This is a genomic window from Pseudomonas sp. 2hn (genome assembly GCF_019646095.1).
Classification (GTDB): domain Bacteria; phylum Pseudomonadota; class Gammaproteobacteria; order Pseudomonadales; family Pseudomonadaceae; genus Aquipseudomonas; species Aquipseudomonas peradeniyensis.
Map to the genome: position 1 here is coordinate 3,730,831 of NZ_CP081016.1, position 22,355 is coordinate 3,753,185.

The following is a 22,355-nucleotide window of genomic DNA, read 5'->3' on the forward strand; positions in this document are numbered from 1 at the left end:
CTCCTAAATAAATCCGGGAACTGCCTGATGCGACAATTCCTCCAGGCATTTGTTGCACAGCCGCACGATTCTGCCTGACTCGGCCACTTGACGCGAAAGGCAATCGTGACCGGATTTTGCACCGAACCGTCGGTTCGGCCAACCGCGCCCCTTATGCTTAAGTCGCAGGTCCCCTCACGCAAAGGCATGATTTACTGCAAGAAGCGGAGCGCGAAACGCCTCCCCTTCGAACGCCAGGACGCGGTATTCGACCTATCACCCAGGCCCCAGCGAGAACCGCCCCATGAGCAGCCACAGCATCGACGCCGATATCAAGGTCAAGTGGGACGAAGGCCAGAGCGCCTACAGTCCGAGCACGCCCGAAGAGCTGATGCTGATCGCCGTCGACCTGCTGGTGCGCGACCGCGGCGGAGAAGCGGCACGCAGCTTCATCGAGCAGGTGCTCGAGCGCCACGCGCCGCACGAGGCTATTTCAATCGAGCCAGGCGGGCGCTGAGCAGGTCGAAGAAGCCCTGGGCGTCACCCTCCTCGATCCACATCACGTTGGCCGGTTGCTTGAGCACGCCGTACCAGTCGGCGATGGTCTGGCCGAAGGTCGGGCCTTCACGGCTGTCGACTACCATGTGTACCTGGCGGCCCTTGAACAGCTCGGGCTTGAGCAGGTAGGCGATGACGCTGGCGTCGTGCACCGGGCCGCCGGGCATGCCGTAGTTGTCCATGTCGAACTTGATGTAGGCGTTGAGGATGTCCACCACCAGCTTGCTGGCAATGTTGTTCACCGCCGCCAGCTGCTTGAGGCGGGCGTCGCTGGTGAGCACCTTGTGGGTCACGTCCAGCGGCAGGTAGGTCAGCTTGACGCCGCTGGCCAGCACCACTTCGGCGGCGTGCGGGTCGGCGAACAGGTTGAACTCGGCGGCCGGGGTGATGTTGCCGCCGTTGAAGTGGGCGCCGCCCATCACCACCACTTCCTTGATGCCGTTGACGATCTCGGGCTTCTGGATCAGTGCCAGGGCCAGGTTGGTCTGCGGGCCGAGCATGGCCACGGTGATGCTGTGGGGCTCGGCGGCGCCCAGGGTATCGATCAGGTATTGCACGGCGTTGCCATTGGCCAGGGGCTTTTTCGGCTCGTGGACCTTGACGCCGGTCAGGCCTTCCTCGCCGTGGACGTTGGCGGCGTAGATCGGCGTGCGCACCATCGGCCGCCCTGCCCCGGCATATACCGGGATTTCTTCGCGGCCTGCCCATTCACGGGCCAGGCGGGCGTTGCGCGAGGTCTTTTCCAGGCGCACGTTGCCGGCCACGGTGGTGATGGCGCGGATCTTCAGCTCCTCGGGCGAGGCCATGGCCAGCAGCAGGGCCACCACGTCGTCGGCCCCGGGGTCGGTGTCGATGATCAGGTCGCGGGGCGCGGCCATGACGGCGGTGGCGGCTAGCGCGGACATGAGGACGGCTCCTTGGAGCAGGGATTTGAGGGACATTCAGCACTCCTTGTTGCTAGGGGATGGATTCAAGGGGGCCGCTTTGCGGCCCTTTCGCGGCACAAGGCCGCTCCTACACGAACCGGGTTGCCCCTCTGTAGGAGCGGCCTTGCGCCGCGATCGAGGGCAAGGCCCTCGCATTCGGTCTAAAAGGTAACGCCAGCCACCAGGGCAATATTGCTATAGGGCTTGCACTCCCCCGTACGCACCACGGCCCGGGCCTGGCGACACAGGGTCTTGAAATCAGCATGACTGAGCACCTGGCGCTGGCCCAGTTCGCCGCCGGCATGCAGCCGCTCGACCTCGGCCAACCCTGGCGGCAAAGCCTGGAACACCTCCTCGGCCAGCACATGCCGCTCGACCTGCATCTCGCTCAGCACCACGCGCAGCACACTGGCAAAATCCGGGATGCCCGGCGTCAGCGCCAGGTCGATCAGCTCCACACCCGGCGGCACCGGCAAACCCGCATCACCGATCACCAGGATGTCGCCATGGCCCAGCCCGGCGATGGTGCGCGACAGGGCGATATTCAACAGTGGCGTCTTCTTCATGGCGCCAGCTCCTTCAGGTAAGGGATCGACGGTTGCGCGCCGACACGGGTCACCGACAACGCGGCGGCGCGCTGGCCGAAGCCGATCGCCTCGTCCTCGGGCAGGCCGCGTGCCAGGCCCGCGGCAAAGCCGCCGACGAAGGTGTCGCCAGCCGCCGTGGTGTCCACCGGCTGCACCCGTGGCGCCGGGAAGTGCCGGCTGCCAGCGGCATCGACCAACAGCGCGCCATCACCGCCCAGGGTGACGATTACCTTGCCCGCGCCGAGCTGGCGCAGGCGTTCGGCCGCCCGGCGGGCGCTGTCCTGGTCGTCGACCTGGACCCCGGCCAGGGCCTCGGCCTCGCTCTCGTTGGGGATCAGGTAGTCGATATAGGCATACCACTCCGCCGGCAGCGGCCCGCTGGCCGGCGCCGGGTTGAGGATCACGGTCTTGCCCAGTTCGCGGCCACGGGCCAGGGTCCAGGCCACCGTGGCCGTGGGCACCTCAAGCTGGCAGATGATCACCTCGGCGCCCTGCAACAGGTGGTCGAAGCGGCTCACCGACTCGGGCCCGAGCAGGCCGTTGCCGCCGGGAATGACGACAATGGCGTTCTGGCTGGCGGCATCCACCACGATCAGCGCCACGCCGCTGGACACGCCCTCGCACAGGCTCACGCCCTGGCAATCGACGCCCTCGCGCTTTAGCGCCTGGCGCAGCTGCTGGCCATAGGCATCGTCACCGACGTTGCCGACCATCGCCACGCTGGCACCCAGCCGGGCCACGGCCACGGCCTGGTTGGCGCCCTTGCCGCCGGGCGCGGTGAAGAAACTGTCACCGGTCAGCGTCTCGCCGCCCCGGGGCAGGCGCTGGGCGCGGGCCACCAGGTCCATGTTGAGGCTGCCGACCACCACCACCTTGGCATCCATGGGTATTCCTTAACGGTAATCGTTGAACAGGTCCGGGCGCGGCCCGGTGGATTCACGCAAGACGATGCGCGGGGCGACGATGCGCTGCTCGGCGGCGCCGTCGCGCCGCGGCGTGACGATGCGCGAAAGCAACAGGCCGGCGGCGCTCTCGCCCAGCTCGCGGATCGACTGGCCAACCGTGGTCAGCGCCGGGTACACGTAGCGGCTCAGCTCGATATCGTCAAAGCCGATCACCGACAGCTCGCCGGGCACGTCGATATTGCGCTCGGCGGCGGCGCGCAACACACCGAAACCGATCATGTCGTTGCCGGCGAAGATCGCCGTGGGCCGCTCCCCGTCGAGCAGGCGCGCCGCAGCGGCATGCCCACCGGGGCTGGTGAAGTCGCTGTGCAGCACATGGCCAGGGGCGATGCGCACATCGGCCTCGGCCATCGCCCGACGGAAACCGGCCAGGCGCAGCTGGCTGACACCGGTGTCCACCGGGCCGCCGATGGTGGCAATCTCGCGGTGGCCCAGCTCCAGCAGGTGGCGGGTGGCCAGGTAGGCGCCCTGCTCGTGGTCGATGCGCACCAGGTCGGCCTCGACGCCGTCCAGGGCGCGGTCGACGATGACCATCGGCGTGCGCACGCCGCTGAGGCTGTCGAGCAGGTCCTGGTCCTCGCCCACCGAGGCGACGATCAGCCCGTCGATGCGTTTCTCCAGCAGCACGCGCAGGTAGCTGCGCTGCTTCTGCGGGTTGTCGTCGGAATTGCACAGGATCACGCAGTAGCCGTTGCGCTCGCAAGCGTCCTCGATGCCCCGGGCCAGCTCGGCGAAGTACGGGTTGACGCTGTTGGGCACCAGCAGGCCGATGGTGGCGGTGCTGCGGGCCTTGAGCGAGCGCGCCACGGCGCTGGGCACGTAGTCGAGCTCGGCGATCGCCGCCTCGACCTTCAGGCGCACGTGCTCGCTGACCGGGCGGGTCTTGTTCAGTACATGGGACACGGTGGTGTAGGAAATCCCCGCCAGTGCCGCGACGTCTTTGATGGTTGCCATGGTTTCAGTTCCGCCGGTTCGCACGCCGGCTGCGGTAAGTGTCGAGTACCACGGCGATGACGATCACCGCCCCGGTGATGATGCGTTTGGTCGGCTCGGAGGCGCCGATCTGGGCCAGGCCGGCGGCCAGCACCGAGATGATCAGCACGCCGAAGAAGGTGCTGATGACCGAGCCACGCCCGCCCATCAGGCTGGTGCCGCCAATCACCACGGCGGCGATCACCTGCAGCTCGAGGCCGGAGCCGGCGTTGGGGTCGGCAGCCTCCAGGCGCGAGATCTGGAACAGCGCGGCGAGGCCGGCGAGCACGCCCATCAGGGCGAACACCAGGATCTTGTAAGGGCGCGGGTCGATGCCGGCCAGGCGCACGGCCTCTTCGTTGGTGCCGATGCCGATCAGGTAGCGGCCGAACACGGTTCGGGTCAGCACCAGCTGGGCGGCGACGATCACCAGCAAGGCGATGATGAAGGCCGGCGAGATGCCGAAGGCGATGGGGTTGGAGAACCAGGCGAAGGCGTCGCCGATGTAGGCGGTGCGCGAGTCGGTGAACTGGTAGGCCAGGCCCCGGGCCATCTCCAGCACGCCCAGCGAGACGATGAACGAAGGGATGCGCCAGGCCACGGTGATGCTGCCGGTGACGGTGCCGGCCAGCGCCGCCACGGCCATGCCCAGCAGCGCGGCGGGCAGCACGCCCCAGCCCCAGCCGAGGATCGCCACGCTGACCGTCGAGGCAGCCAGGGCCAGCACCGAGCCCACCGACAGGTCGATGCCACCGATGATCAGGATGAAGGTCATGCCCACCGCCAGCACCATCAGGTCGGGGATCTGGTTGGCCAGGGTGCTGAAGGTGGCGTAGGACAGGAAGTGGCTGCTCAGCATCGAGAACAGCACGATCATCGCTAGCAAGGCGCCGGCCAGGCCCAGGTAGGTGGCCAGGCCGAAATAGGTGCCGCTGCGGCGCACGGGCGCGGCGCCCGAGGTGTTTGTTGTGGTTTTCATGCGTCCATCCTGGGGGCTGCGTCGTGCAGCAGGGCATCACGTTTCTGGTAGCCGGCGAAGGCGGCGGCAAGCAGTTGGTCCTGGGTCCAATGATCGCGGTCGAAGGTGTCGATCAGGCGCCCGGCGCTGAGCACGGCGATGCGGTCGCAGATCAGCATCAGCTCGCGCAGGTCGCTGGACACCACGACGATGGCCTTGCCCTGACGGGCAAGCTCGGCGAGCAGGCCATAGATGTCGAACTTGGCGCCGACATCGATGCCACGGGTGGGCTCGTCGAACAGCAGCACCTGGCAGTCGCGCTCCAGCCATCGGCCAATCACCACCTTCTGCTGGTTGCCGCCGGACAGCTCGCCCACGGCTTGGGCGGGGCTGGCGCTGCGGATGCGCATGGCGCCGATCTGGCGCTCGGCCAGTTCGCGCTCAGCGTCGCGGTCGAGCACGCCGGCGCTAGACACGGCGCCGAGGTTGCCCAGGGCAATGTTGGCGCTGATCGACTGGGTCAGCAGCAGGCCTTCGCCCTTGCGGTCCTCGGTGATCAGGGCAATGCCGGCCTTGACCGCGGCCTTGGGCGAATCGATGGTCACCGGCAGCGGCGGCTGGCCGAGGGCGACCTGGCCGCTGTCGGCGCGGTCGGCGCCGTAGATCAGGCGCAGCAGCTCGGTGCGTCCGGCGCCGATCAGTCCGGAGATGCCGAAGATCTCCCCTGCCCTGACCTCGAACGACACTTCGCGCACCTTGTCGCCACGGCTGAGCTTGTCGACCCTGAGCAGCGGCGCGCCAATGCTGCGCTGGCCGAGGTCGATATGCTCGCCCAGCTCGCGGCCGACCATCAGGTTGACCAGTTGCTCGCTGTTATAGCGCTGGATCGGCTCGGCGCACACCAGCTTGCCGTCGCGCAGCACGGCGATGCGCTGGGCCACGCGCTGCAGCTCTTCGAGGCGGTGGGAAATATAGACGATGGCCACGCCGCGCTGGCGCAGGCGCTCGATCTGGGTGAACAGCAGCTCCACCTCGCGGGCGGTGAGCATGGCCGTGGGTTCGTCGAAGATCAGCACATGGCAGTCGCCGATCAGGTTGCGGGCGATCTCGACCATCTGCTGGTGGCCGATGCCGAGCTCGCCCACGGGAGTGTCCGGGTCGATGGCATCCAGGCCGACCTGGGCCATGGCCGCGCTGGCCAGCTGGCGCAGGCGCTTCTGGTTGACCCAGCCGAGGCGGCTGGGCAGGTTGTCGAGGAACAGGTTTTCGGCCACGGTCAGGGTGGGCAGCAGGTTGAGCTCCTGCATAACCATGCGCACGCCAAGACGCTCGGCCTCGGCGCGGTTGCCGGGGCTGTAGGGCTGGCCGCGAAAGCGCATCTGTCCGGTGGTGGGGATCTCCAGGCCGCTGATCAGCTTGGACAGGGTCGACTTGCCCGCGCCGTTCTCGCCGGTCAGGGCCAGCACCTCACCGCCGCGCAGCTCGAGGGTGACGTCGCCGAGCACGGGCTGGGCGTAGGTCTTGCCCAGGCCGCTGACGGCTAGCACGGTTTCATTGGCCGATACTGACATGGCCATTCTCTCCTAGGACGAAGCATGACGCGTTTATAAGGCGGGCTTTCGTGGGAGCGGGCTTGCCCCGCGATAGCGTCAGGGCAGATACCCTTGTTGCATCTTCCGACGCCATCGCGGGGCAAGCCCGCTCCCACGCCCCCGCGATATCACTTCACTGGGTAATCAGCTCGACCGGCGTCTGGATGACATTGTCGGCATCCACGCCTGGCTTCTCGCCCTTGAGCATCTTCAATGCCGCCTGGATGCCGAACACCGCCTGCTGGCTGGCCGCCTGGTCGAGGGTGGCGAGCACGCGACCATCCTTGAGCATCGGCTTGATGGCATTGATGTTGTCGTAGCCGACCACCTGCACCTGGCCGGTCTTGCCGGCGGCGCGCACGGCCGAGACGGCACCCAGGGCCATGCTGTCGTTGCCGGCCAGCAGCGCCTTCAGGTCGGGGTATTCGTTGAGCATCGAGGCGGCCACGGCGTTGCCCTTGTCGATTTCCCAATTACCCGACTGCACCGAGACGATCTTCATCTGCGCGGCTTCCATGGCGTCCTTGAAGCCAGCGGTGCGCTGCTGGGCGTTGGTGGTGGTCGGCACGCCTTCGATGATGCCGACCTGATCACCGGCCTTGAGCTTCTGCTGGGCCAGGTAGTCGCCGACCAGGCGCGCGCCCTTGCGGTTGTCCGGGCCCACGAACGGCACGCTGATGCCCTTGCTCTTGAGTACGGCGGGGTCGAGGCGGTTGTCGATGTTGATCACGGTGATGCCGGCGTCCATGGCCTTCTTGATCACCGGTACCAGCGCCTTGGAGTCGGCCGGGGCGATGACCAGGGCCTTGGCGCCGGTGGCGATCATCTGCTCGACGATGCGGATCTGGTTGCCGGTGTCGGTCTCGTCCTTGATGCCGTTGGCCACCAGGGTGAAATCGTCGGGGTGGCCTTTCTGGTAGGCCTTGGCGCCGTCTTCCATGGTGCGGAAGAACTCGTTGGCGAGGGATTTCATCACCAGGGCGACCTTGGGCGCTTCCTCGGCGTGGGCAGTGGACAGGGAGAACAGCAGCGACGAGAAAACGGCGAGGGCCAGCGGACGGCCGGGGAACGGCAGTTTCATGGAAATGACTCCGAATCTTGTGGTTTTTATCGGATCGCAAACGTTTGCGGTAACCAACTATGGAAACAGGCGCCGGTTTTGTCAAATCCATTGCGTAGGGAGCTAGGACTACGCGCGTCGGATTATCCGCAATTCGTCCGAAAAACCGAACACCTTTCCAGCAAAAATTCGGTCAGCCGAACACGCGCACCCACCTCTGACCTTCTGGTCGCTTCGAGTACCCCCAGTCAAAACAGGGGTTTCAAGATGAAATACGACGAACGGTAGTTGCTGGTACGAAATCTGCCTTTACCCCAGTGCGACATAACGCACATCTCCTCCAGGAAGAGAGAAGCAGAAATGATGAAAACCGCTATCAAGACCTTCGCACCGAGCGCCCTGGCGCTGCTGCTGGTACTGCCAACCACCGTTTCCGCCAAGGAAGCCGCGCAACAACAGAAACTCGCCAACGTGGTGATCCTCGCCACCGGCGGCACCATCGCCGGCGCCGGCGCCAGTGCCGCCAACAGCGCCACCTACCAGGCGGCCAAGGTAGGCATCGACAAGCTGATCGCCGGCGTGCCGGAGCTGAAGGACCTGGCCAACGTGCGCGGCGAGCAGGTGATGCAGGTCGCCTCGGAAAGCATCGGCAACGACGACCTGCTCAAGCTGGGCAAGCGCGTCGCCGAACTGGCCGACAGCAAGGACGTCGATGGCATCGTCATCACCCACGGCACCGACACCCTGGAAGAAACCGCCTACTTCCTCAACCTGGTGGAGAAGACCGACAAGCCGATCATCGTGGTCGGTTCGATGCGTCCGGGCACCGCGATGTCCGCCGACGGCATGCTCAACCTGTACAACGCCGTGGCCGTGGCCAGCAGCAAGGATGCCCGCGGCAAGGGCGTGCTGGTGACCATGAACGACGAGATCCAGTCCGGTCGCGACGTGAGCAAGGCGGTCAACATCAAGACCGAAGCCTTCAAGAGCCAGTGGGGCCCGCTGGGCATGGTCGTGGAAGGCAAGTCGTACTTCTTCCGCCTGCCGGCCAAGCGTCACACCGTCAACTCCGAGTTCGACATCAAGACCATCAGCAAGCTGCCGGCCGTGGACATCGCCTACGGCTACGGCAACGTGACCGACACCGCCTACAAGGCGCTGGCCCAGGGTGGCGCCAAGGCGATCATCCACGCCGGCACCGGCAACGGTTCGGTGTCGTCGCGGGTGGTGCCGGCGCTGCAGGAGCTGCGCAAGGAAGGCGTGCAGATCATCCGTTCGTCCCACGTCAACCAGGGCGGCTTCGTGCTGCGCAACGCCGAACAGCCTGACGACAAGAACGACTGGGTCGTGGCCCACGACCTGAACCCGCAGAAGGCGCGGATCCTGGCCATGGTCGCGATGACCAAGACCCAGGACAGCAAGGAGCTGCAGCGGATCTTCTGGGAATATTGATCGGCGCCTGAAACCAGCCGGTGTGCTGCCTGCACCGGCCTCTTCGCGGGTAAACCCGCTCCCACAGGTCCAGCACAAATCCTGTGGGAGCGGGTTTACCCGCGAAAGGGCCAATAATCAAGGAACCAATCCCTCTACCACGGTCTTATACGGCTTTCATCCTACCTGCTGTTGCGAAACGGCTTACAGTGAAATACTGTATGCGCATACAGCAAAACAAGGAACAGCCCCGTGGCCAAACCCGCCTCCGCGTCGCCAAGCCCTTATGAACTCCTGGGTCAGCGCATCCAGAAAATCATCAACAGCCCCACCGCCCAGCGCAGCCGCGCCGCCTTGATCTTCCGCCTGGAGCACGAGTCGCCCGACGACTGGGCAACCCTGCTCGAGGAAATCGCCGAGAACGACAACGTCACCCTCGCCCACCGCGACGATGGCGGCGTGCAGATTTTCTGGACCGTGCCGAAGGAAGACTGACCGCGCATGAGAGTTTCGCTTTTCGCTGCCTGCCTGCTGCTGCTTGCCCCCCTCGCCCACGCCGACGCCCCGCGCACCTTCCAGGAGGCCAAGAAGGTCGCCTGGAAGCTGTACGCGCCGCAGTCCACGGAGTTTTATTGCGGCTGCAAGTACAAGGGCAACAAGGTCGACCTGGCCTCCTGCGGCTACGCGCCGCGCAAGAACCTCAACCGCGCCTCGCGCATCGAATGGGAGCACATCGTCCCGGCCTGGCAGATCGGCCACCAGCGCCAGTGCTGGCAAGACGGCGGGCGCAAGAACTGCACGCGCCACGACAAGGTCTACCAGCGCGCCGAGGCCGACCTGCACAACCTGGTGCCGAGCATCGGCGAGGTCAACGGCGACCGCAGCAACTTCAGCTTCGGCTGGCTGCCCGAGCAGCACGGCCAGTACGGCAGCTGCCTGACCCAGGTCGACTTCAAGGCCAAGAAGGTCATGCCGCGCCCGTCGATCCGCGGGATGATCGCGCGCACCTACTTCTATATGAGCAAGCAGTATGACCTGAGGCTGTCCAGGCAGGACCGCCAGCTGTTCGAGGCCTGGAACAAGACCTACCCGCCGCAGGCCTGGGAGCTGCAGCGCAACCAGCAGGTGGCGTGCGTGATGGGGCGCGGCAACGAGTTCGTCGGGCCGGTCAACCTCAAGGCTTGTGGCTGAACAGGGTCAGACCAGCGCCTGCAGGTAGGCGCTGGCCTGCTGGTAACGGCACAGCCGGGCCAGGTCGGCAGGGCCCGGGCAAGGGATGCGTGAAAGATCGCTGTTGTCGGCCAGGTCGGCGAGCTTGACCTGGCGCGCCAGGGGGTCGACACCCAGGCGGATGACGAAGGCCTCGTAGCTCTCGCCTTCGCGACGGCTCAGCGCCAGCAGTGCGGCGAGGATCTTCAGCGGGAAACCTTCGCGGGCGAGGTCGGACAGGGTGAGCGGGGTGTCTTCCAGCACGTCGTGCAGTACCGCGACGATGCGCTGCTCCGGGGTGATCACCCGCTCCATCACCCGCAACGGGTGGAGGATGTACGCCGCACCGCCTTTGTCGAACTGCCCTTCATGCGCCTTGATGGCCATCGCAATGGCCCGCTCCAGCGTCGCCATGAGCCGCCTCCCCACTCAACCCCCGCAGTAGACAGCATAGCTGCTGCACGGACTGGCCGGGAAGCAACTGCGCCTGTACTGACGCCATCGCGGGACAAGCACTCCGATCTAGCTGGAATAGCGTGGGAGCGGGCTTGCCCCGCGATAGGCTGTATGGCACCGGCTTCGCCGGTGATCGCGGGCCAAGCCCGCTCCCACAAGGTTACAGCCCAGCGAGCTTGATCCCCTTCAGCGATCAGCGCTTGACGCCGTGCTGGATGACGATCGAGTCGGTGCCCAGCTTGGCCATCACCTCGGCCTTGCGCGCATCGGCCTCGGCCTTGGCCGGGAACGGGCCCATCAGCACCACCGGCTTGCCGTCGCGGTATTCGACCCACGAAGGAATGCCCTTCTCGATCAGGCGGGCAGTCATGTCGGTCAGGGCGCCCATATTCGGCCCCTGGATAACCTCGACGTCCCAACCCTCCGGTGCCGGCTGCTCGGCCAGCGCCTCGGCGCGGCGCTGCAGGTCGGCACCACCGCAGACTTCGCGGATGCGCAGATTGTTGCCGGTCTCGTCGATGAGGATCTCGTACTGGCCGTCATGCTTGATCGCCACGTAACTGCGATAGGCCTCGTACTGCCCGGCGTCGTCCTTGCCGCGCACCTGGCCGCAGATAGAGCCCTGGGTGTCGAAGCGCACGTTGGCGAACTTGGCCGTCTTGGGGTTGTTCAGGTGTTCGGCCACCTGCTTGTGCACGCCTTCGACCTCGTTGTTACAGCCCGCCAGGGCCAACACCGCCATTACCACCGCCAGTTTGCGCACGCCTTTACCTCCAGATTCGAAGGGGCGAATTCTAGCATGGCCGGGAACATCCACTCATGGCACATCTGTCGCAGGCTTTGTCTGTTGCCTGCGGCCATCGACCTGGCCGAAGATGTCGCCGCGCCACAATGGACAGACAGCGACACAAGGACCTCAGGTTGGAACCTTCAAACGCCACAGCCACCCCTGCCAGCACACCCGAACTGCCGCAGGAGTGGCCCACGCACCTGCAGGCCGAAGCCAGCATCACCCCCGACACGCGTATCTACCCGCGCACGACCTTCGTGCTTGATTTCGCGATGCCGGCGGAATCCTTCGAACAGCTGTGCTGGTGGCTGCTGAGCAAGGAACAACCGCTTGGCGGCTGCCAACGCCTCGGTAAAAGCGGCACCCGGCAAGGCGGCATCGACCTGTTCGCCCATGACGAAGAAAGCCCCGAGCGGCTCAACGTCTTCGAATGCAAGGCCTGGAAGGACTTCACCGGCACCGAGCTGACAGGCGCCATCGATACTTTCCTGAATGGCCCCTGGCCTTCGCTCACGCGCTCGTTCACCCTGATCCTCGCGCAGCGCGAGATCGGCACACTGGCCAATCGCTGGATCGATGAGAAACAGCGACTGAAAGCGGCAGGCATAGAGGGGCAGCTGTGGACCGCCCATGACCTGACGCAGAAACTGCAGCTTCACCCCGACGTGCTGTCGAAGTTCTTCCCGGGCGCGCATATCGAGACGTTCGGCAACCTGTGGATGGAACGCGTGGGGTTCTCCGAGCTGGTTGCCAAATCCATCTTCGACCCACGCCCCTACGTGGCACGCAAAGCCAGGGCATTCATCGAACGCCCCGGCAGGCTGAGCGACCACCTGGCCGACGCCAGGCATGCGCCCGATAGCGCCTGCAGCCCCGACGCCTTTACCCGCATCGGCCATCACGGCCGCCATTGGTACTACCGCGGGCCCTGGTTTTCGCTAAGCGTGTTCCTGCCGGACCTGACCTCGTCCCGCGCTACCGCCGCCTTCGACTTCCACCAGCACGACCTGCGCGGGGTGACCATCACCGTCAGCCACGAATGGCTGCTCGAGCGATTTCTGTTTGCCAGCGGCGCGCCACTGGACAGCCAGTCGCGCCCGTTCATCGTCGGGCTGATGCCAGGCGACAAGGACCGTTACCTGATCGACCTGCCCAACAGCCGCCTGATACTCGAAGAACCCGTGGTCCAGGCACTCGCCGATGTCGCCGACGCGCTCACGGTGGTGATGCGCGACACCTTGCAGACACTGGAGCGCAGCCTGTCCGCCAGCGGATTTCCGTTTGTTGCCTACGGCGGCTCGCACCGGGTGAAGATCGGCTCGCTGCGCAAGCGCGCCTGGAGCTACATCGCCCGCTTCTGCGAGGCGCATGACTATGCCTCAGGCACAAGCCCCTGGCACATGTTCGACGCCCACCCGAGCATGCTCAAGCCCTTCCACCCACAGGCAACCGACCGTCACGACAGCGGATACCACGCGCTGATCACCACCCGCACGTCGACCGACGCGTTTTCCAGCGATTGGCTGGACCTGCTGTGGACGCCCCACGACCTCAGCGAACGCGAACCGTCGGCCAGAGGCTGGTGGCCCTGCCAGGACACCCTGGACTGGCTCGACCAGGAACTGCTGCCCGAGGTCAGGCGCTGGACCTGGGAGCGCGAATTCGGCTCACGCTGGCGCCGATTGCGCTACGCCAGGGAGGCTCGGAACTTCGCAGGCTATCTGGATTATCTGCTGACGATCGAGGATGTGCGCGAACAGGCACTGGTAGAACAAGGCAGCTGGCAGACGGACCTGCCGCACGCCATCAACCGACTCGAGCGCTACTATGCAAGCCGCTCGGCAGGGCACATCGACAAGCAGGATGTCGTCAACCTGTACCGCGCAGTCGCCATGATGGCAGGCTACAAGCGAGGGCTGCCCAGGTACCTTGCCCGGTCGCTGAGCCTCGAACCGACAGACGATCACGCAGCGTTGGTGACATCGATCCACCAGCACATCGAGACGTCACAAACCGTCGTCAACAATACAGTGGTCGAATATGCGCTGAAGGCCCTGGGCGCTCAGTTCGAGGGACCGGACAGCCCTTTGCTGGCCAATGAACGCCAGCAGATGCTGGACTGGTTGCTGCCGTTGGCACATGCGTGCGATGACGGTGCACTGGTGCGACGCCACAGCAGCAAGCGCTGAGGCCGCACCGGGGCATCTTTTCCTGCGCAAAACAAAAAGGGCGATCCTTGCGGATCGCCCTCTTCTGATTTGGTAGGCACAATTGGACTCGAACCAACGACCCCCACCATGTCAAGGTGGTGCTCTAACCAACTGAGCTATGTGCCTGTAGTGTGGTGCGCATATTAGTGATCGAATGCGTACCTGTAAAGCGTTTTTTTCAAAAAAATCAAAAACTTTGCGAAACTGCTTAATGCGAGCTCTGCCAGTAGATGCAACCCCCTGTAGGAGCGGCCTTGTGCCGCGAAAGGGCCGCGCAGCGGGCCCGGCAATTTGTGCCAGGAGCAAGGATCGCGGGGCTGCTTTGCAGCCCTTTCGCGGCGCAAGGCCGCTCCTACAGGGACCGCGTATGGCTGTAGAGCGCCAGAATGCAAAAAGGGCGATCCTTGCGGATCGCCCTCTTCTGATTTGGTAGGCACAATTGGACTCGAACCAACGACCCCCACCATGTCAAGGTGGTGCTCTAACCAACTGAGCTATGTGCCTGTCGTGTGGGGCGCATTCTACGCGATCCAGATACCCTGTCAACACTTTTTTTCACGCTAAGCTACTGAAACTTAAACTATTTATAGAAAGGCCAGGTTTCAGGGGGGCGTAAAGGATTTTCACCGGACGACTAGCGGGTGTTTATTATTATTGATAGCATCGGTACATTCGTTAAAAATATAAAACACGAGGTTCCTCGAGCATGGCTAACACCCCCTACCCCCAGTCCTACTACGCCGCCTCGGCCAACCCGGTGCCGCCACGTCCGGCGCTGCAGGGTGAGGTGGAAACCGATGTGTGCATCATCGGTGCCGGCTACACCGGCCTGTCCAGCGCCCTGTTCCTGCTGGAGAACGGCTTCAAGGTGAGCATCGTCGAGGCCGCCAAGGTCGGCTTCGGTGCTTCGGGCCGCAACGGCGGCCAGATCGTCAACAGCTACAGCCGCGACATCGACGTCATCGAACGCACCGTCGGCCCCAAGCAGGCTCAACTGCTGGGCCAGATGGCCTTCGAAGGCGGGCGCATCATCCGTGAGCGCGTGGCCAAGTACGACATCCAGTGCGACCTGAAGGACGGCGGCGTGTTCGCCGCGCTGACCAGCAAGCAGATGGGCCACCTGGAATCGCAGAAGCGCCTGTGGGAACGCTTCGGCCACACCCAGCTGGAGCTGATGGACCAGAAGCGCATCCGTGAAGTGGTGGCCTGCGACAATTACCTGGGCGGCATGCTCGACATGAGCGGCGGCCACATCCACCCGCTGAACCTGGCCCTGGGTGAAGCCGCCGCGGTCGAGTCGCTGGGCGGCATCATCTATGAGCAGACCCCGGCCGTGCGCATCGAGCGTGGCGCCAACCCCGTCGTGCATACCCCGCAGGGCAAGGTCCGCGCCAAGTTCATCATCGTCGCCGGCAACGCCTACCTGGGCAACCTGGTGCCGGAACTGGCGGCCAAGTCGATGCCATGCGGCACCCAGGTGATCACCACCGAGCCACTGGGCGACGAGCTGGCGCGCACCCTGCTGCCGCAGGACTACTGCGTCGAGGACTGCAACTACCTGCTCGACTACTACCGCCTGACCAGCGACAAGCGCCTGATCTTCGGTGGCGGCGTGGTGTACGGCGCGCGCGACCCGGCGAACATCGAGGCGATCATCCGTCCGAAGATGCTCAAGGCCTTCCCGCAGCTGAAGAACGTCAAGATCGACTACGCCTGGACCGGCAACTTCCTGCTGACCCTGTCGCGTCTGCCGCAGGTCGGTCGTATCGGCGACAACATCTATTACTCCCAGGGTTGCTCGGGTCACGGCGTAACCTACACCCACCTGGCGGGCAAGGTGCTGGCCGAGGCCCTGCGCGGCCAGGCCGAGCGCTTCGACGCGTTCGCCGGCCTGCCGCACTACCCGTTCCCGGGTGGGCAGATGCTGCGCGTGCCGTTCAGCGCCATTGGTGCCTGGTACTACAGCCTGCGCGATCGTCTGGGCTTCTAAGACAGTTCGGGGCCGCTTTGCGGCCCTTTCCGGCCGCAAAGCGGTCCCAACCCTCAATGCCCGAGGCTGGTGACCGCCTGCTTCGCCGCGATCTCCTGCCCCGCACGGGCCAGCTCGTCCGCCGCCTGCAACCAGCGCTGGCGATCCACCTGGGCCGGCAGTTGCCGTGGCGACTGCAGCAGCACCGCCCAGTTGCCCTCCTTGGCCCACGCCGACTCGAAATCATCGAAGGCCATCAACTGGCGCCGATGCATGCCCGAACGCAGCAGCACCCGCTGCTTGTAGCGGTCGTAGCCGATCAGCACTGCATAGCGCGGCTCGCTCCACCAGGCCGAACCTTCCTGATAACGCAGCAGCACCGGATAGCCGGCGGCCACCTGCGCGAGCAGCGCGTCCAGGTGCTTGTCCAGCGGGTAGACCACCCGCCCGTACTCGCGGGCTACCCGGGGGATGCCGGTGTCCAGCGATTCGGCGGCCTTGGGCAGGCCCAGCGCCTTGTCGAGCAGGCCCGGGGTGATCGGCGCGCCCTGTTGCGACAGCACCGCGGCCAGGGCCATCGAGCCGCTGTGGTTGGCGTTGCCGCGATAGAACGGCACGCTGCTGATCTCGACCCGCTGCGGCAGGCCCTTGAGCGCGGCCGGTGGCGTGCCGGCGCAGCCGGACAGGGTCGCCGCCACCAGGCAGGCGGCCAGCAGGCGACGTGGGCCCAGGGCCCGAAACTTGGAGAGCTTTTGCAACGTGGACACTCGCTTGTTCCGCGGCCAGGCAGGCAGCGCCCGGCCAAGAAGCCGATCATAGGACGCCGACGCCTGCGGGTATAGCCCGGCACGAGCTTGGAACGAAACGGCCCAAGGACTAGACCTTCAGTCAATGGAACGTCACAGGCGACAGGCTAGACTGAAGCTGTGTCTGGATGGCGAGCACGGCTCGCCAGAGAGAAGGAGGCACACATGAGCCTGACAATGGCAATTCTCGTGTTGGTCGGCATGTGGCTCAGCGTCGCGGCGGCCATGCTCTGGGGGGTGCTGCGCATCGTGCGCCGGCATTCCCACCCTCACCATCTGCCCCCACAGGCCGTGGCCAAGGCCCAGCCGGTGCGTCGTGCACGACGCCATGCCGGGGCGCATTGACCTGAAACCTTCCTGAAAAGCATCGCGGGGCAAGCCCGCTCCCACGCCAGGAATAATTCTTGGCGTGGGAGCGGGCTTGCCCCGCGATGGCTTCAGGCGAGATCAGCCCTCGGCCGCCTCACGCTTCAAGCGCGCCCGGCGCGCCAGGATGTTGAGGATCTCGATCGCCGTCGAGAACGCCATGGCCGCATACACATAACCTTTCGGTACATGGGCGCCAAAGCCTTCGGCGATCAGGGTCATGCCGATCATGATCAGGAAGCCCAGGGCCAGCATCACCACGGTCGGGTTGTCGTTGATGAACTTGGCCAGCGGGTCGGCGGCCACCAGCATAACGATCACGGCGCTGATCACGGCGATGATCATGATCGGCAGGTGCTCGGTCATGCCCACGGCGGTGATGATGCTGTCGATCGAGAAAACGATGTCCAGCAGCAGGATCTGGAAGATCGCCGCGGTGAAGCCGATGGTCACGGCGTTGCCGGCCTTGGACTCTTCCTTGGCGCCATGCGGGTCGACGCTTTCATGGATCTCCTTGGTCGCCTTCCACAGCAGGAACAGGCCACCGGCGATGAGGATCATGTCCTTCCACGAGAACGTGTGGCCGAACACCTCGATGACCGGTTCGGTCAGCTGGACGATCCAGGCCACGGTGCTGAGCAGCGCCAGGCGCATGACCAGGGCCATGCTGATACCGATACGGCGGGCCTTGGAGCGGTACTGCTCAGGCAGCTTGTTGGTGAGGATGGAGATGAAGATCAGGTTGTCGATACCAAGCACGACCTCCATGGCCACCAGGGTGGCGAGGGCAACCCAGGCGGTGGGGCTTGCGGCGAGTTCCAGCAAATATTCCATTGGTCAGTCCTGCTCTCAGATGTCCTGGGTGTCTTTCTTGTCGTCTTCGGCCTTGGCCTTCTCGGCATCGCTGCCGATGGCGTCGCTCAGGGCCTGCTGGGCGGCGTCGTTGGTCTTGTCGATGGCCTGCTTGGCGGTTTCGGCGGCCTGGTCGAGCATCTGCTGGGCGGATTTCTCGGCCTGGTCGCAACCGGACATGGCGAACAGGGCCAGGGCCAGCACCAGCGGTGTACCAATGGATTTGAGTTGTAGCATGAGGTCCTCGCTTGTCGAATTCCGGGCGGCGCGTCATGCGCCTGATGGGGAGGCATTCTAAAGAGGCTGAAACATCCGGAAAATTCGTTTTTTCGGCGTGTATACTTCGGTTTTTCCGAACTGAGGCAAGCCATGCTCAACTACCGCCAGCTCCACTATTTCTGGGCCGTGGCCAAGACCGGCAGCATCGCCCGCGCCAGCGAGCAGCTGAACCTCACCCCGCAGACCATCAGCGGCCAGATCAGCCTGTTCGAGCAGACCTGGAACCTGGAGCTGTTCCAACGCGTCGGCCGCCAGCTGGAGCTGACCGAGACCGGGCGCCAGGCGCTGGTCTACGCCGAGCAGATGTTCCAGATCGGCGGCGAGCTGGAGGCCATGCTGCGGGCCGGGCCGCAGGAGCAGATCCTGTTTCGCGTGGGGGTGGCCGACGTGGTGCCCAAGTCCATCGTCTACCGCCTGCTGGCGCCGACCATGGAGCTGGACGAGGTGCTGCGCATCAGCTGCCGCGAGGACAAGCTCGAGCGGCTGCTGGCGGACCTGGCGATCCAGCGTCTGGACCTGGTGATCTCCGACAGCCCCATGCCCAGCCACCTGGACATCAAGGGCTACAGCCAGAAACTCGGTGAGTGCGGCCTGAGCTTCTTCGCCACGCCCACGCTGGCCGAACGCCTCGACCGGCCCTTCCCCGCCTGCCTGGACGACGCACCGTTGCTGATCCCCGGCCAGGAAACCGTGGTGCGCAGCCGGCTGCTGCGCTGGCTGGCCGAACAGCAGGTGCAGCCGCGTATCGTCGGCGAGTTCGACGACAGCGCGCTGATGCAGGCCTTCGGCCAGTCGGGCAGCGGCATCTTCGTCGCCCCCAGCGTGATCGCCGAGGAAGTCTGCCGCCAGTACGGGGTGCGGCTGATCGGCCAGACCGAGGCGGTGAACGAGTCGTTCTACGCCATTTCGGTGGAGCGCAAGGTCAAGCACCCGGGGATCCTGGCGATCACCGAGGGCGCGCGGCGGGAGTTGTTTCACTGGTAACCCGTCGGGTACACAGGGTGCGTGGGAGCGGGCTTGCCCCGCGATTCAGGCGAAACCGCTTCGGCCAGTGATCGCGGGGCAAGCCCGCTCCCACGCTATGCCCTGCAGGTCTGTGATAAAGTCGCGCGCTTTCACGTAACTGGATTGCGCTGCACATGACCCCCATCCTCCGCCTCATCAACCGCACCGGCCTGGTGACGCAGATCTGCATCGGCCTGGTGGCCGGCATTCTCCTCGCCCTGCTCGCCCCTGCCGTGGCCCGCGACCTGGCGTTCCTCGGCAAGGTCTTCGTCAGCGCCCTGAAGGCCGTGGCGCCGGTGCTGGTGTTCATCCTGGTGATGGCCTCGATCGCCAACCACCGCCATGGCCAGGAAACCCACATCCGCCCGATCCTCTGGCTGTACCTGCTGGGCACCTTCGCCGCGGCGGTGGTGGCCGTGGCGGCGAGCATGCTGTTCCCGTCCAACCTGGCGCTGAGCACCAGCGACGCTGCGCTGAGCGCCCCCGGCGGTATCGCCGAGGTGCTGCAGAACCTGCTGCTCAGCGCCGTGGACAACCCGGTCAACGCGCTGCTCAACGCCAACTTCATCGGCGTGCTGACCTGGGCCATCGGCCTGGGCGTGGCCCTGCGCCATGCCAACGACACCACCCGCACCGTGGTCGAGGACCTGTCCAACGGCGTGACCCTGATCGTGCGCGTGGTGATCCGCTTCGCCCCGCTGGGCATCTTCGGACTGGTCAGCGCCACCCTGGCGCAATCGGGCCTGGACGCGTTGCTCGGCTACCTGCACCTGCTCGGCGTGCTGATCGGCTGCATGCTGTTCGTGGCGCTGGTGATGAACCCGCTGATCGTGTTCTGGAAGATCCGCCGCAACCCCTACCCGCTGACCCTGCTGTGCCTGCGCGAGAGCGGCATCACCGCGTTCTTCACCCGCAGCTCGGCGGCCAACATCCCGGTCAACCTGGCGCTGTCGGAAAAGCTCGGCCTGCATGAGGACACCTATTCGGTGTCGATCCCGCTGGGCGCGACCATCAACATGGCCGGCGCGGCGATCACCATCACCGTGCTGACCCTGGCCGCCGTGCACACCCTGGGCATCCCGGTGGACCTGCCGACCGCGGTGCTGCTCAGCGTGGTGGCAGCAGTCTGCGCCTGTGGCGCCTCGGGCGTGGCCGGCGGCTCGCTGCTGCTGATCCCGCTGGCCTGCAGCCTGTTCGGCATCCCCAGCGAGATCGCCATGCAGGTGGTGGCGGTCGGCTTCATCATCGGCGTGCTGCAGGATTCGGCGGAAACCGCGCTGAACTCCTCCACCGACGTGCTGTTCACCGCAGCGGCGTGCCAGGCCATGGAACGACGCAGCGCCTGAAGCCCTCGTTACCGGTCAAGCCGCTTGCGTTGGAAGCGGGCTTGACCGGCAATGCCCCGGTGATTGCTTAAGCCCGGCGCTTTACCTAGGCTAGTGGCCTTTTCCTCGCAATGAGACAGGGCCATGTCAGAACACCAAACCACCGGCGAAGGCCGTTTCAGCAGCATCGAGATCCGCGTGCTCGGCTCGCTGATCGAGAAGCAGGCCACCAGCCCGGAAACCTACCCCCTGACCCTCAATGCCCTGGTCCTGGCCTGCAACCAGAAGACCAGCCGCGAACCCGTCATGAACCTCTCCCCCGGCCAGGTCGGCCAGGCCCTGCGCGCCCTGGAGAACCAGGAAATGGCACGCCTGCAGATGGGCAGCCGCGCCGACCGCTGGGAACAGCGGGTGGACAAGGCACTGGAGCTGGTGCCGGCGCAGCTGGTGCTGATGGGGCTGATGTTCCTGCGCGGCCCGCAGACCCTCAGCGAGCTGCTGACCCGCAGCAACCGCCTGTACGCCTTCGAGGACGTCGATCAGGTCCAGCACCAGCTCGAGCGCCTGGTCTCGCGCGAACTGGCCCTGCATCTGCCGCGCCAGGCCGGCCAGCGCGAGGACCGCTACACCCACGCCCTGGGCGACCCGGCCGAGATCGAGGCGATTCTCGCCGCCCGCCAGCAGGACGGCGGCGGCCGCCCCGGCGGCGCGGCGGACGAGCGCATCGAGGCGCTGGAAGCCCGGGTGGCGGCGCTGGAGGCGCGCCTGGCCCAGCTCGAAGGTTGACTCAGGGCTTTTCGGCATCGGGGAAGTGGCGGCAGCTCTTGCGTTCGGCCAGCTCCCGCTCACTGGGGCGCTGGTCGACGAACAAGGTGCGGCCGTCGGCGTAGATTTCCAGGTAGCCCCAGTGCAGGTCCTGCTCGGTCTGCCCGGGCTTGGGCGGGACGAGCCACCAGGGTTCGCGGCTGATCAGGGTCATGAGTGGGCTCCAGTGGGGCTGGCTTGTGCGGTAACTATAGACAGCCAGGCCTGGCACTCCCGCGCGGATTGTTCCTCCGAGGACAATTATGAAGTGCCTGGCGCACCGATTCTCCCTGCCCTGCGACGGGTCTAATCTCGGTCCTGCAAACCCACTTCCCGCAAGGATCGACCACGATGTCCCGCCCACCATTGCCCCCCTTTACCCGTGAAACCGCCATCGAGAAGGTGCGCCTGGCCGAAGACGGCTGGAACAGCCGCGACGCCGCCAAGGTGGCCCTGGCCTATACCCTCGACACCCACTGGCGCAACCGCGCCGAGTTCTGCAGCAGCCGCGAAGAGGCCCAGGCCTTCCTCACCCGCAAGTGGAACCGCGAACTGGAGTACCGCCTGATCAAGGAACTCTGGGCCTTCACCGACAACCGCATCGCCGTGCGCTACGCCTACGAATACCGCGACGACAGCGGCCAGTGGTACCGCGCCTACGGCAACGAGAACTGGGAGTTCGCCGAGGACGGGCTGATGCGCAACCGCCACGCCAGCATCAACGAACAACCCATCAGTGAAGCCGAGCGCAAGTTCCGCTGGCCGCTGGGACGCCGCCCGGACGATCATCCTGGGCTGAGCGACTTCGGCTTCTGAGGAGCGACGCCGGATCTGCGGGGCCGTTCGACGGCCCCGTTTCAGGTTTGGGAAATGGACTACGTGAGCCTGGGAAACGGTGAGCGCAGCGTTGTGCCAGACTGCAGGGCGACTCCACTCCAGGACAGCCCGATGAGACCTCTTGATGCCCTTGAGCAACAGATCCCTCTGTTCGCCACCCTGGCCACGCACTCGGCCTACCTACGCGCCTTGCAAGACAGCCCATGCGGCATTATGTGTGTCGACGAGGGTGAACTGGTACGTATCGAGGCTGATGGTGCCCGGACAGTACTGGGCAAGGCCAGCCCCCGACGCAAGGTCAGGGTTGGTGAAATGCTCAGCGTAAGCAGGGTCGATGGCACGAAAGCCCGCAGGCGTGTAGCGGCTCCAGGCCATTCAAGACGCCTGTAGGAGCGGCCTTGCCGAGGCGTCGGACCGGC

At 65.4% G+C, this 22,355-nt stretch carries 24 protein-coding genes and 2 tRNA genes; 11 read left to right on the forward strand and 15 right to left on the reverse strand.

The window, feature by feature from the left end; all coding sequences use genetic code 11:
- Positions 1 to 283: 283 nt before the first annotated feature.
- Positions 284 to 496 (forward strand): hypothetical protein, encoded by a 213-nt coding sequence (locus K2O50_RS16840; RefSeq protein WP_050705226.1) that lies wholly within the window; start codon positions 284 to 286, stop codon positions 494 to 496.
- Here the strand turns inward: K2O50_RS16840 and K2O50_RS16845 are convergent.
- The 7 genes from K2O50_RS16845 to K2O50_RS16875 all read right to left on the reverse strand — a co-directional run bounded on the left by K2O50_RS16845 (position 468) and on the right by K2O50_RS16875 (position 7,618).
- On the reverse strand, positions 468 to 1,478 hold the full coding sequence (locus tag K2O50_RS16845; RefSeq protein ID WP_050705225.1) for a nucleoside hydrolase: 1,011 nt from the start codon (positions 1,476 to 1,478) through the stop codon (positions 468 to 470). The genes K2O50_RS16840 and K2O50_RS16845 overlap by 29 nt on opposite strands.
- Positions 1,479 to 1,624: 146 nt before the next feature.
- Positions 1,625 to 2,029 (reverse strand): D-ribose pyranase, encoded by a 405-nt coding sequence (gene rbsD, locus K2O50_RS16850; RefSeq protein ID WP_050705224.1) that lies wholly within the window; start codon positions 2,027 to 2,029, stop codon positions 1,625 to 1,627.
- On the reverse strand, positions 2,026 to 2,934 hold the full coding sequence (rbsK, locus tag K2O50_RS16855) for a ribokinase (RefSeq protein WP_050705223.1): 909 nt from the start codon (positions 2,932 to 2,934) through the stop codon (positions 2,026 to 2,028). The genes rbsD and rbsK overlap by 4 nt, the downstream gene beginning before the upstream one ends.
- 9 nt (positions 2,935 to 2,943) lie before the next feature.
- The gene (locus tag K2O50_RS16860) at positions 2,944 to 3,969 is read right to left on the reverse strand and encodes a LacI family DNA-binding transcriptional regulator (protein ID WP_050705222.1); all 1,026 of its coding nucleotides are present in this window, start codon (positions 3,967 to 3,969) and stop codon (positions 2,944 to 2,946) included.
- 4 nt (positions 3,970 to 3,973) lie between these two features.
- A complete protein-coding gene (locus K2O50_RS16865) occupies positions 3,974 to 4,966 on the reverse strand; it encodes an ABC transporter permease (RefSeq protein WP_050705221.1) in 993 nt (330 codons plus the stop codon).
- Positions 4,963 to 6,516, reverse strand: a complete 1,554-nt coding sequence (locus K2O50_RS16870) for a sugar ABC transporter ATP-binding protein (RefSeq protein WP_050705220.1) — start codon at positions 6,514 to 6,516, stop codon at positions 4,963 to 4,965. The genes K2O50_RS16865 and K2O50_RS16870 overlap by 4 nt, the downstream gene beginning before the upstream one ends.
- 154 nt (positions 6,517 to 6,670) lie before the next feature.
- Positions 6,671 to 7,618 (reverse strand): sugar ABC transporter substrate-binding protein, encoded by a 948-nt coding sequence (locus tag K2O50_RS16875; protein ID WP_050705219.1) that lies wholly within the window; start codon positions 7,616 to 7,618, stop codon positions 6,671 to 6,673.
- A 342-nt stretch (positions 7,619 to 7,960) separates the two neighbouring features.
- On the opposite strand from K2O50_RS16875, the gene K2O50_RS16880 reads away from it, so the two are divergent.
- From K2O50_RS16880 to K2O50_RS16890, 3 genes are all read left to right on the forward strand, one after another.
- Positions 7,961 to 9,049: an asparaginase gene (locus K2O50_RS16880; RefSeq protein ID WP_050705237.1), complete on the forward strand. Its 1,089-nt coding sequence runs from the start codon at positions 7,961 to 7,963 to the stop codon at positions 9,047 to 9,049.
- A 231-nt stretch (positions 9,050 to 9,280) separates the two neighbouring features.
- Positions 9,281 to 9,523: a DUF1654 domain-containing protein gene (locus K2O50_RS16885; RefSeq protein WP_050705218.1), complete on the forward strand. Its 243-nt coding sequence runs from the start codon at positions 9,281 to 9,283 to the stop codon at positions 9,521 to 9,523.
- Positions 9,524 to 9,529: 6 nt separating this feature from the next.
- On the forward strand, positions 9,530 to 10,219 hold the full coding sequence (locus K2O50_RS16890; protein WP_050705217.1) for an endonuclease: 690 nt from the start codon (positions 9,530 to 9,532) through the stop codon (positions 10,217 to 10,219).
- A gap of 6 nt (positions 10,220 to 10,225) precedes the next feature.
- Here the strand turns inward: K2O50_RS16890 and K2O50_RS16895 are convergent, their stop codons facing one another.
- Together K2O50_RS16895 and K2O50_RS16900 are read right to left on the reverse strand one after the other, a co-directional pair.
- Positions 10,226 to 10,651: a bifunctional (p)ppGpp synthetase/guanosine-3',5'-bis(diphosphate) 3'-pyrophosphohydrolase gene (locus K2O50_RS16895; RefSeq protein WP_050705216.1), complete on the reverse strand. Its 426-nt coding sequence runs from the start codon at positions 10,649 to 10,651 to the stop codon at positions 10,226 to 10,228.
- Positions 10,652 to 10,886: 235 nt separating this feature from the next.
- The gene (locus K2O50_RS16900; RefSeq protein WP_050705215.1) at positions 10,887 to 11,456 is read right to left on the reverse strand and encodes an SPOR domain-containing protein; all 570 of its coding nucleotides are present in this window, start codon (positions 11,454 to 11,456) and stop codon (positions 10,887 to 10,889) included.
- A gap of 158 nt (positions 11,457 to 11,614) precedes the next feature.
- Here K2O50_RS16900 and K2O50_RS16905 point away from each other — a divergent pair, with 158 nt between their 5' ends.
- The gene (locus K2O50_RS16905) at positions 11,615 to 13,672 is read left to right on the forward strand and encodes a hypothetical protein (protein ID WP_050705214.1); all 2,058 of its coding nucleotides are present in this window, start codon (positions 11,615 to 11,617) and stop codon (positions 13,670 to 13,672) included.
- A gap of 70 nt (positions 13,673 to 13,742) precedes the next feature.
- Here K2O50_RS16905 and K2O50_RS16910 read toward each other — a convergent pair.
- Both K2O50_RS16910 and K2O50_RS16915 read right to left on the reverse strand, forming a co-directional pair.
- A tRNA-Val gene (locus K2O50_RS16910) sits at positions 13,743 to 13,819 on the reverse strand.
- Positions 13,820 to 14,120: 301 nt separating this feature from the next.
- Positions 14,121 to 14,197: transfer RNA gene (locus tag K2O50_RS16915), tRNA-Val, on the reverse strand.
- A gap of 202 nt (positions 14,198 to 14,399) precedes the next feature.
- Here K2O50_RS16915 and K2O50_RS16920 point away from each other — a divergent pair.
- Positions 14,400 to 15,683, forward strand: a complete 1,284-nt coding sequence (locus K2O50_RS16920) for an FAD-binding oxidoreductase (RefSeq protein WP_050705213.1) — start codon at positions 14,400 to 14,402, stop codon at positions 15,681 to 15,683.
- A 53-nt stretch (positions 15,684 to 15,736) separates the two neighbouring features.
- On the opposite strand, the gene K2O50_RS16925 is transcribed toward K2O50_RS16920, so the two are convergent.
- Complete coding sequence (locus K2O50_RS16925) at positions 15,737 to 16,429, reverse strand: peptidase C39 family protein (RefSeq protein ID WP_052896440.1); 693 nt, start codon at positions 16,427 to 16,429, stop codon at positions 15,737 to 15,739.
- A 204-nt stretch (positions 16,430 to 16,633) separates the two neighbouring features.
- Between K2O50_RS16925 and K2O50_RS16930 the strand changes: the two genes are divergently transcribed.
- On the forward strand, positions 16,634 to 16,813 hold the full coding sequence (locus tag K2O50_RS16930) for a hypothetical protein (RefSeq protein WP_050705211.1): 180 nt from the start codon (positions 16,634 to 16,636) through the stop codon (positions 16,811 to 16,813).
- Between the two features lie 102 nt (positions 16,814 to 16,915).
- Here K2O50_RS16930 and K2O50_RS16935 read toward each other — a convergent pair whose 3' ends face one another.
- Together K2O50_RS16935 and K2O50_RS16940 are read right to left on the reverse strand one after the other, a co-directional pair.
- Positions 16,916 to 17,668 (reverse strand): TerC family protein, encoded by a 753-nt coding sequence (locus tag K2O50_RS16935; RefSeq protein WP_050705210.1) that lies wholly within the window; start codon positions 17,666 to 17,668, stop codon positions 16,916 to 16,918.
- Between the two features lie 15 nt (positions 17,669 to 17,683).
- Positions 17,684 to 17,923 carry a hypothetical protein gene (locus tag K2O50_RS16940; protein WP_050705209.1) on the reverse strand — a complete coding sequence of 80 codons (240 nt, stop codon included), beginning with the start codon at positions 17,921 to 17,923 and terminating at the stop codon, positions 17,684 to 17,686.
- A 132-nt stretch (positions 17,924 to 18,055) separates the two neighbouring features.
- Here K2O50_RS16940 and nhaR point away from each other — a divergent pair, with 132 nt between their 5' ends.
- From nhaR to K2O50_RS16955, 3 genes are all read left to right on the forward strand, one after another.
- Positions 18,056 to 18,949: a transcriptional activator NhaR gene (gene nhaR, locus K2O50_RS16945; RefSeq protein WP_050705208.1), complete on the forward strand. Its 894-nt coding sequence runs from the start codon at positions 18,056 to 18,058 to the stop codon at positions 18,947 to 18,949.
- A gap of 155 nt (positions 18,950 to 19,104) precedes the next feature.
- Complete coding sequence (gene sstT / locus K2O50_RS16950) at positions 19,105 to 20,316, forward strand: serine/threonine transporter SstT (RefSeq protein ID WP_050705207.1); 1,212 nt, start codon at positions 19,105 to 19,107, stop codon at positions 20,314 to 20,316.
- Between the two features lie 123 nt (positions 20,317 to 20,439).
- Positions 20,440 to 21,081 (forward strand): YceH family protein, encoded by a 642-nt coding sequence (locus K2O50_RS16955; protein WP_050705206.1) that lies wholly within the window; start codon positions 20,440 to 20,442, stop codon positions 21,079 to 21,081.
- A 1-nt stretch (position 21,082) separates the two neighbouring features.
- Here the strand turns inward: K2O50_RS16955 and K2O50_RS16960 are convergent, their stop codons facing one another.
- Complete coding sequence (locus K2O50_RS16960; protein ID WP_050705205.1) at positions 21,083 to 21,274, reverse strand: hypothetical protein; 192 nt, start codon at positions 21,272 to 21,274, stop codon at positions 21,083 to 21,085.
- A gap of 176 nt (positions 21,275 to 21,450) precedes the next feature.
- Between K2O50_RS16960 and K2O50_RS16965 the strand changes: the two genes are divergently transcribed.
- Positions 21,451 to 21,915 (forward strand): DUF1348 family protein, encoded by a 465-nt coding sequence (locus K2O50_RS16965; protein WP_050705204.1) that lies wholly within the window; start codon positions 21,451 to 21,453, stop codon positions 21,913 to 21,915.
- Positions 21,916 to 22,355: the final 440 nt, after the last annotated feature.

Excerpts from the sequence above, each read along its gene's own strand:
- K2O50_RS16840 (WP_050705226.1), top strand. The coding sequence starts at position 284 with ATGAGCAGCCACAGCATCGACGCCGATATCAAGGTCAAGTGGGACGAA.
- K2O50_RS16845 (WP_050705225.1), bottom strand. The coding sequence starts at position 1,478 with ATGTCCCTCAAATCCCTGCTCCAAGGAGCCGTCCTCATGTCCGCGCTA.
- rbsD (WP_050705224.1), bottom strand. The coding sequence starts at position 2,029 with ATGAAGAAGACGCCACTGTTGAATATCGCCCTGTCGCGCACCATCGCC.
- rbsK (WP_050705223.1), bottom strand. The coding sequence starts at position 2,934 with ATGGATGCCAAGGTGGTGGTGGTCGGCAGCCTCAACATGGACCTGGTG.
- K2O50_RS16860 (WP_050705222.1), bottom strand. The coding sequence starts at position 3,969 with ATGGCAACCATCAAAGACGTCGCGGCACTGGCGGGGATTTCCTACACC.
- K2O50_RS16865 (WP_050705221.1), bottom strand. The coding sequence starts at position 4,966 with ATGAAAACCACAACAAACACCTCGGGCGCCGCGCCCGTGCGCCGCAGC.
- K2O50_RS16870 (WP_050705220.1), bottom strand. The coding sequence starts at position 6,516 with ATGTCAGTATCGGCCAATGAAACCGTGCTAGCCGTCAGCGGCCTGGGC.
- K2O50_RS16875 (WP_050705219.1), bottom strand. The coding sequence starts at position 7,618 with ATGAAACTGCCGTTCCCCGGCCGTCCGCTGGCCCTCGCCGTTTTCTCG.
- K2O50_RS16880 (WP_050705237.1), top strand. The coding sequence starts at position 7,961 with ATGAAAACCGCTATCAAGACCTTCGCACCGAGCGCCCTGGCGCTGCTG.
- K2O50_RS16890 (WP_050705217.1), top strand. The coding sequence starts at position 9,530 with ATGAGAGTTTCGCTTTTCGCTGCCTGCCTGCTGCTGCTTGCCCCCCTC.
- K2O50_RS16895 (WP_050705216.1), bottom strand. The coding sequence starts at position 10,651 with ATGGCGACGCTGGAGCGGGCCATTGCGATGGCCATCAAGGCGCATGAA.
- K2O50_RS16920 (WP_050705213.1), top strand. The coding sequence starts at position 14,400 with ATGGCTAACACCCCCTACCCCCAGTCCTACTACGCCGCCTCGGCCAAC.
- K2O50_RS16930 (WP_050705211.1), top strand. The coding sequence starts at position 16,634 with ATGAGCCTGACAATGGCAATTCTCGTGTTGGTCGGCATGTGGCTCAGC.
- K2O50_RS16935 (WP_050705210.1), bottom strand. The coding sequence starts at position 17,668 with ATGGAATATTTGCTGGAACTCGCCGCAAGCCCCACCGCCTGGGTTGCC.
- K2O50_RS16940 (WP_050705209.1), bottom strand. The coding sequence starts at position 17,923 with ATGCTACAACTCAAATCCATTGGTACACCGCTGGTGCTGGCCCTGGCC.
- nhaR (WP_050705208.1), top strand. The coding sequence starts at position 18,056 with ATGCTCAACTACCGCCAGCTCCACTATTTCTGGGCCGTGGCCAAGACC.
- sstT (WP_050705207.1), top strand. The coding sequence starts at position 19,105 with ATGACCCCCATCCTCCGCCTCATCAACCGCACCGGCCTGGTGACGCAG.
- K2O50_RS16955 (WP_050705206.1), top strand. The coding sequence starts at position 20,440 with ATGTCAGAACACCAAACCACCGGCGAAGGCCGTTTCAGCAGCATCGAG.
- K2O50_RS16960 (WP_050705205.1), bottom strand. The coding sequence starts at position 21,274 with ATGACCCTGATCAGCCGCGAACCCTGGTGGCTCGTCCCGCCCAAGCCC.
- K2O50_RS16965 (WP_050705204.1), top strand. The coding sequence starts at position 21,451 with ATGTCCCGCCCACCATTGCCCCCCTTTACCCGTGAAACCGCCATCGAG.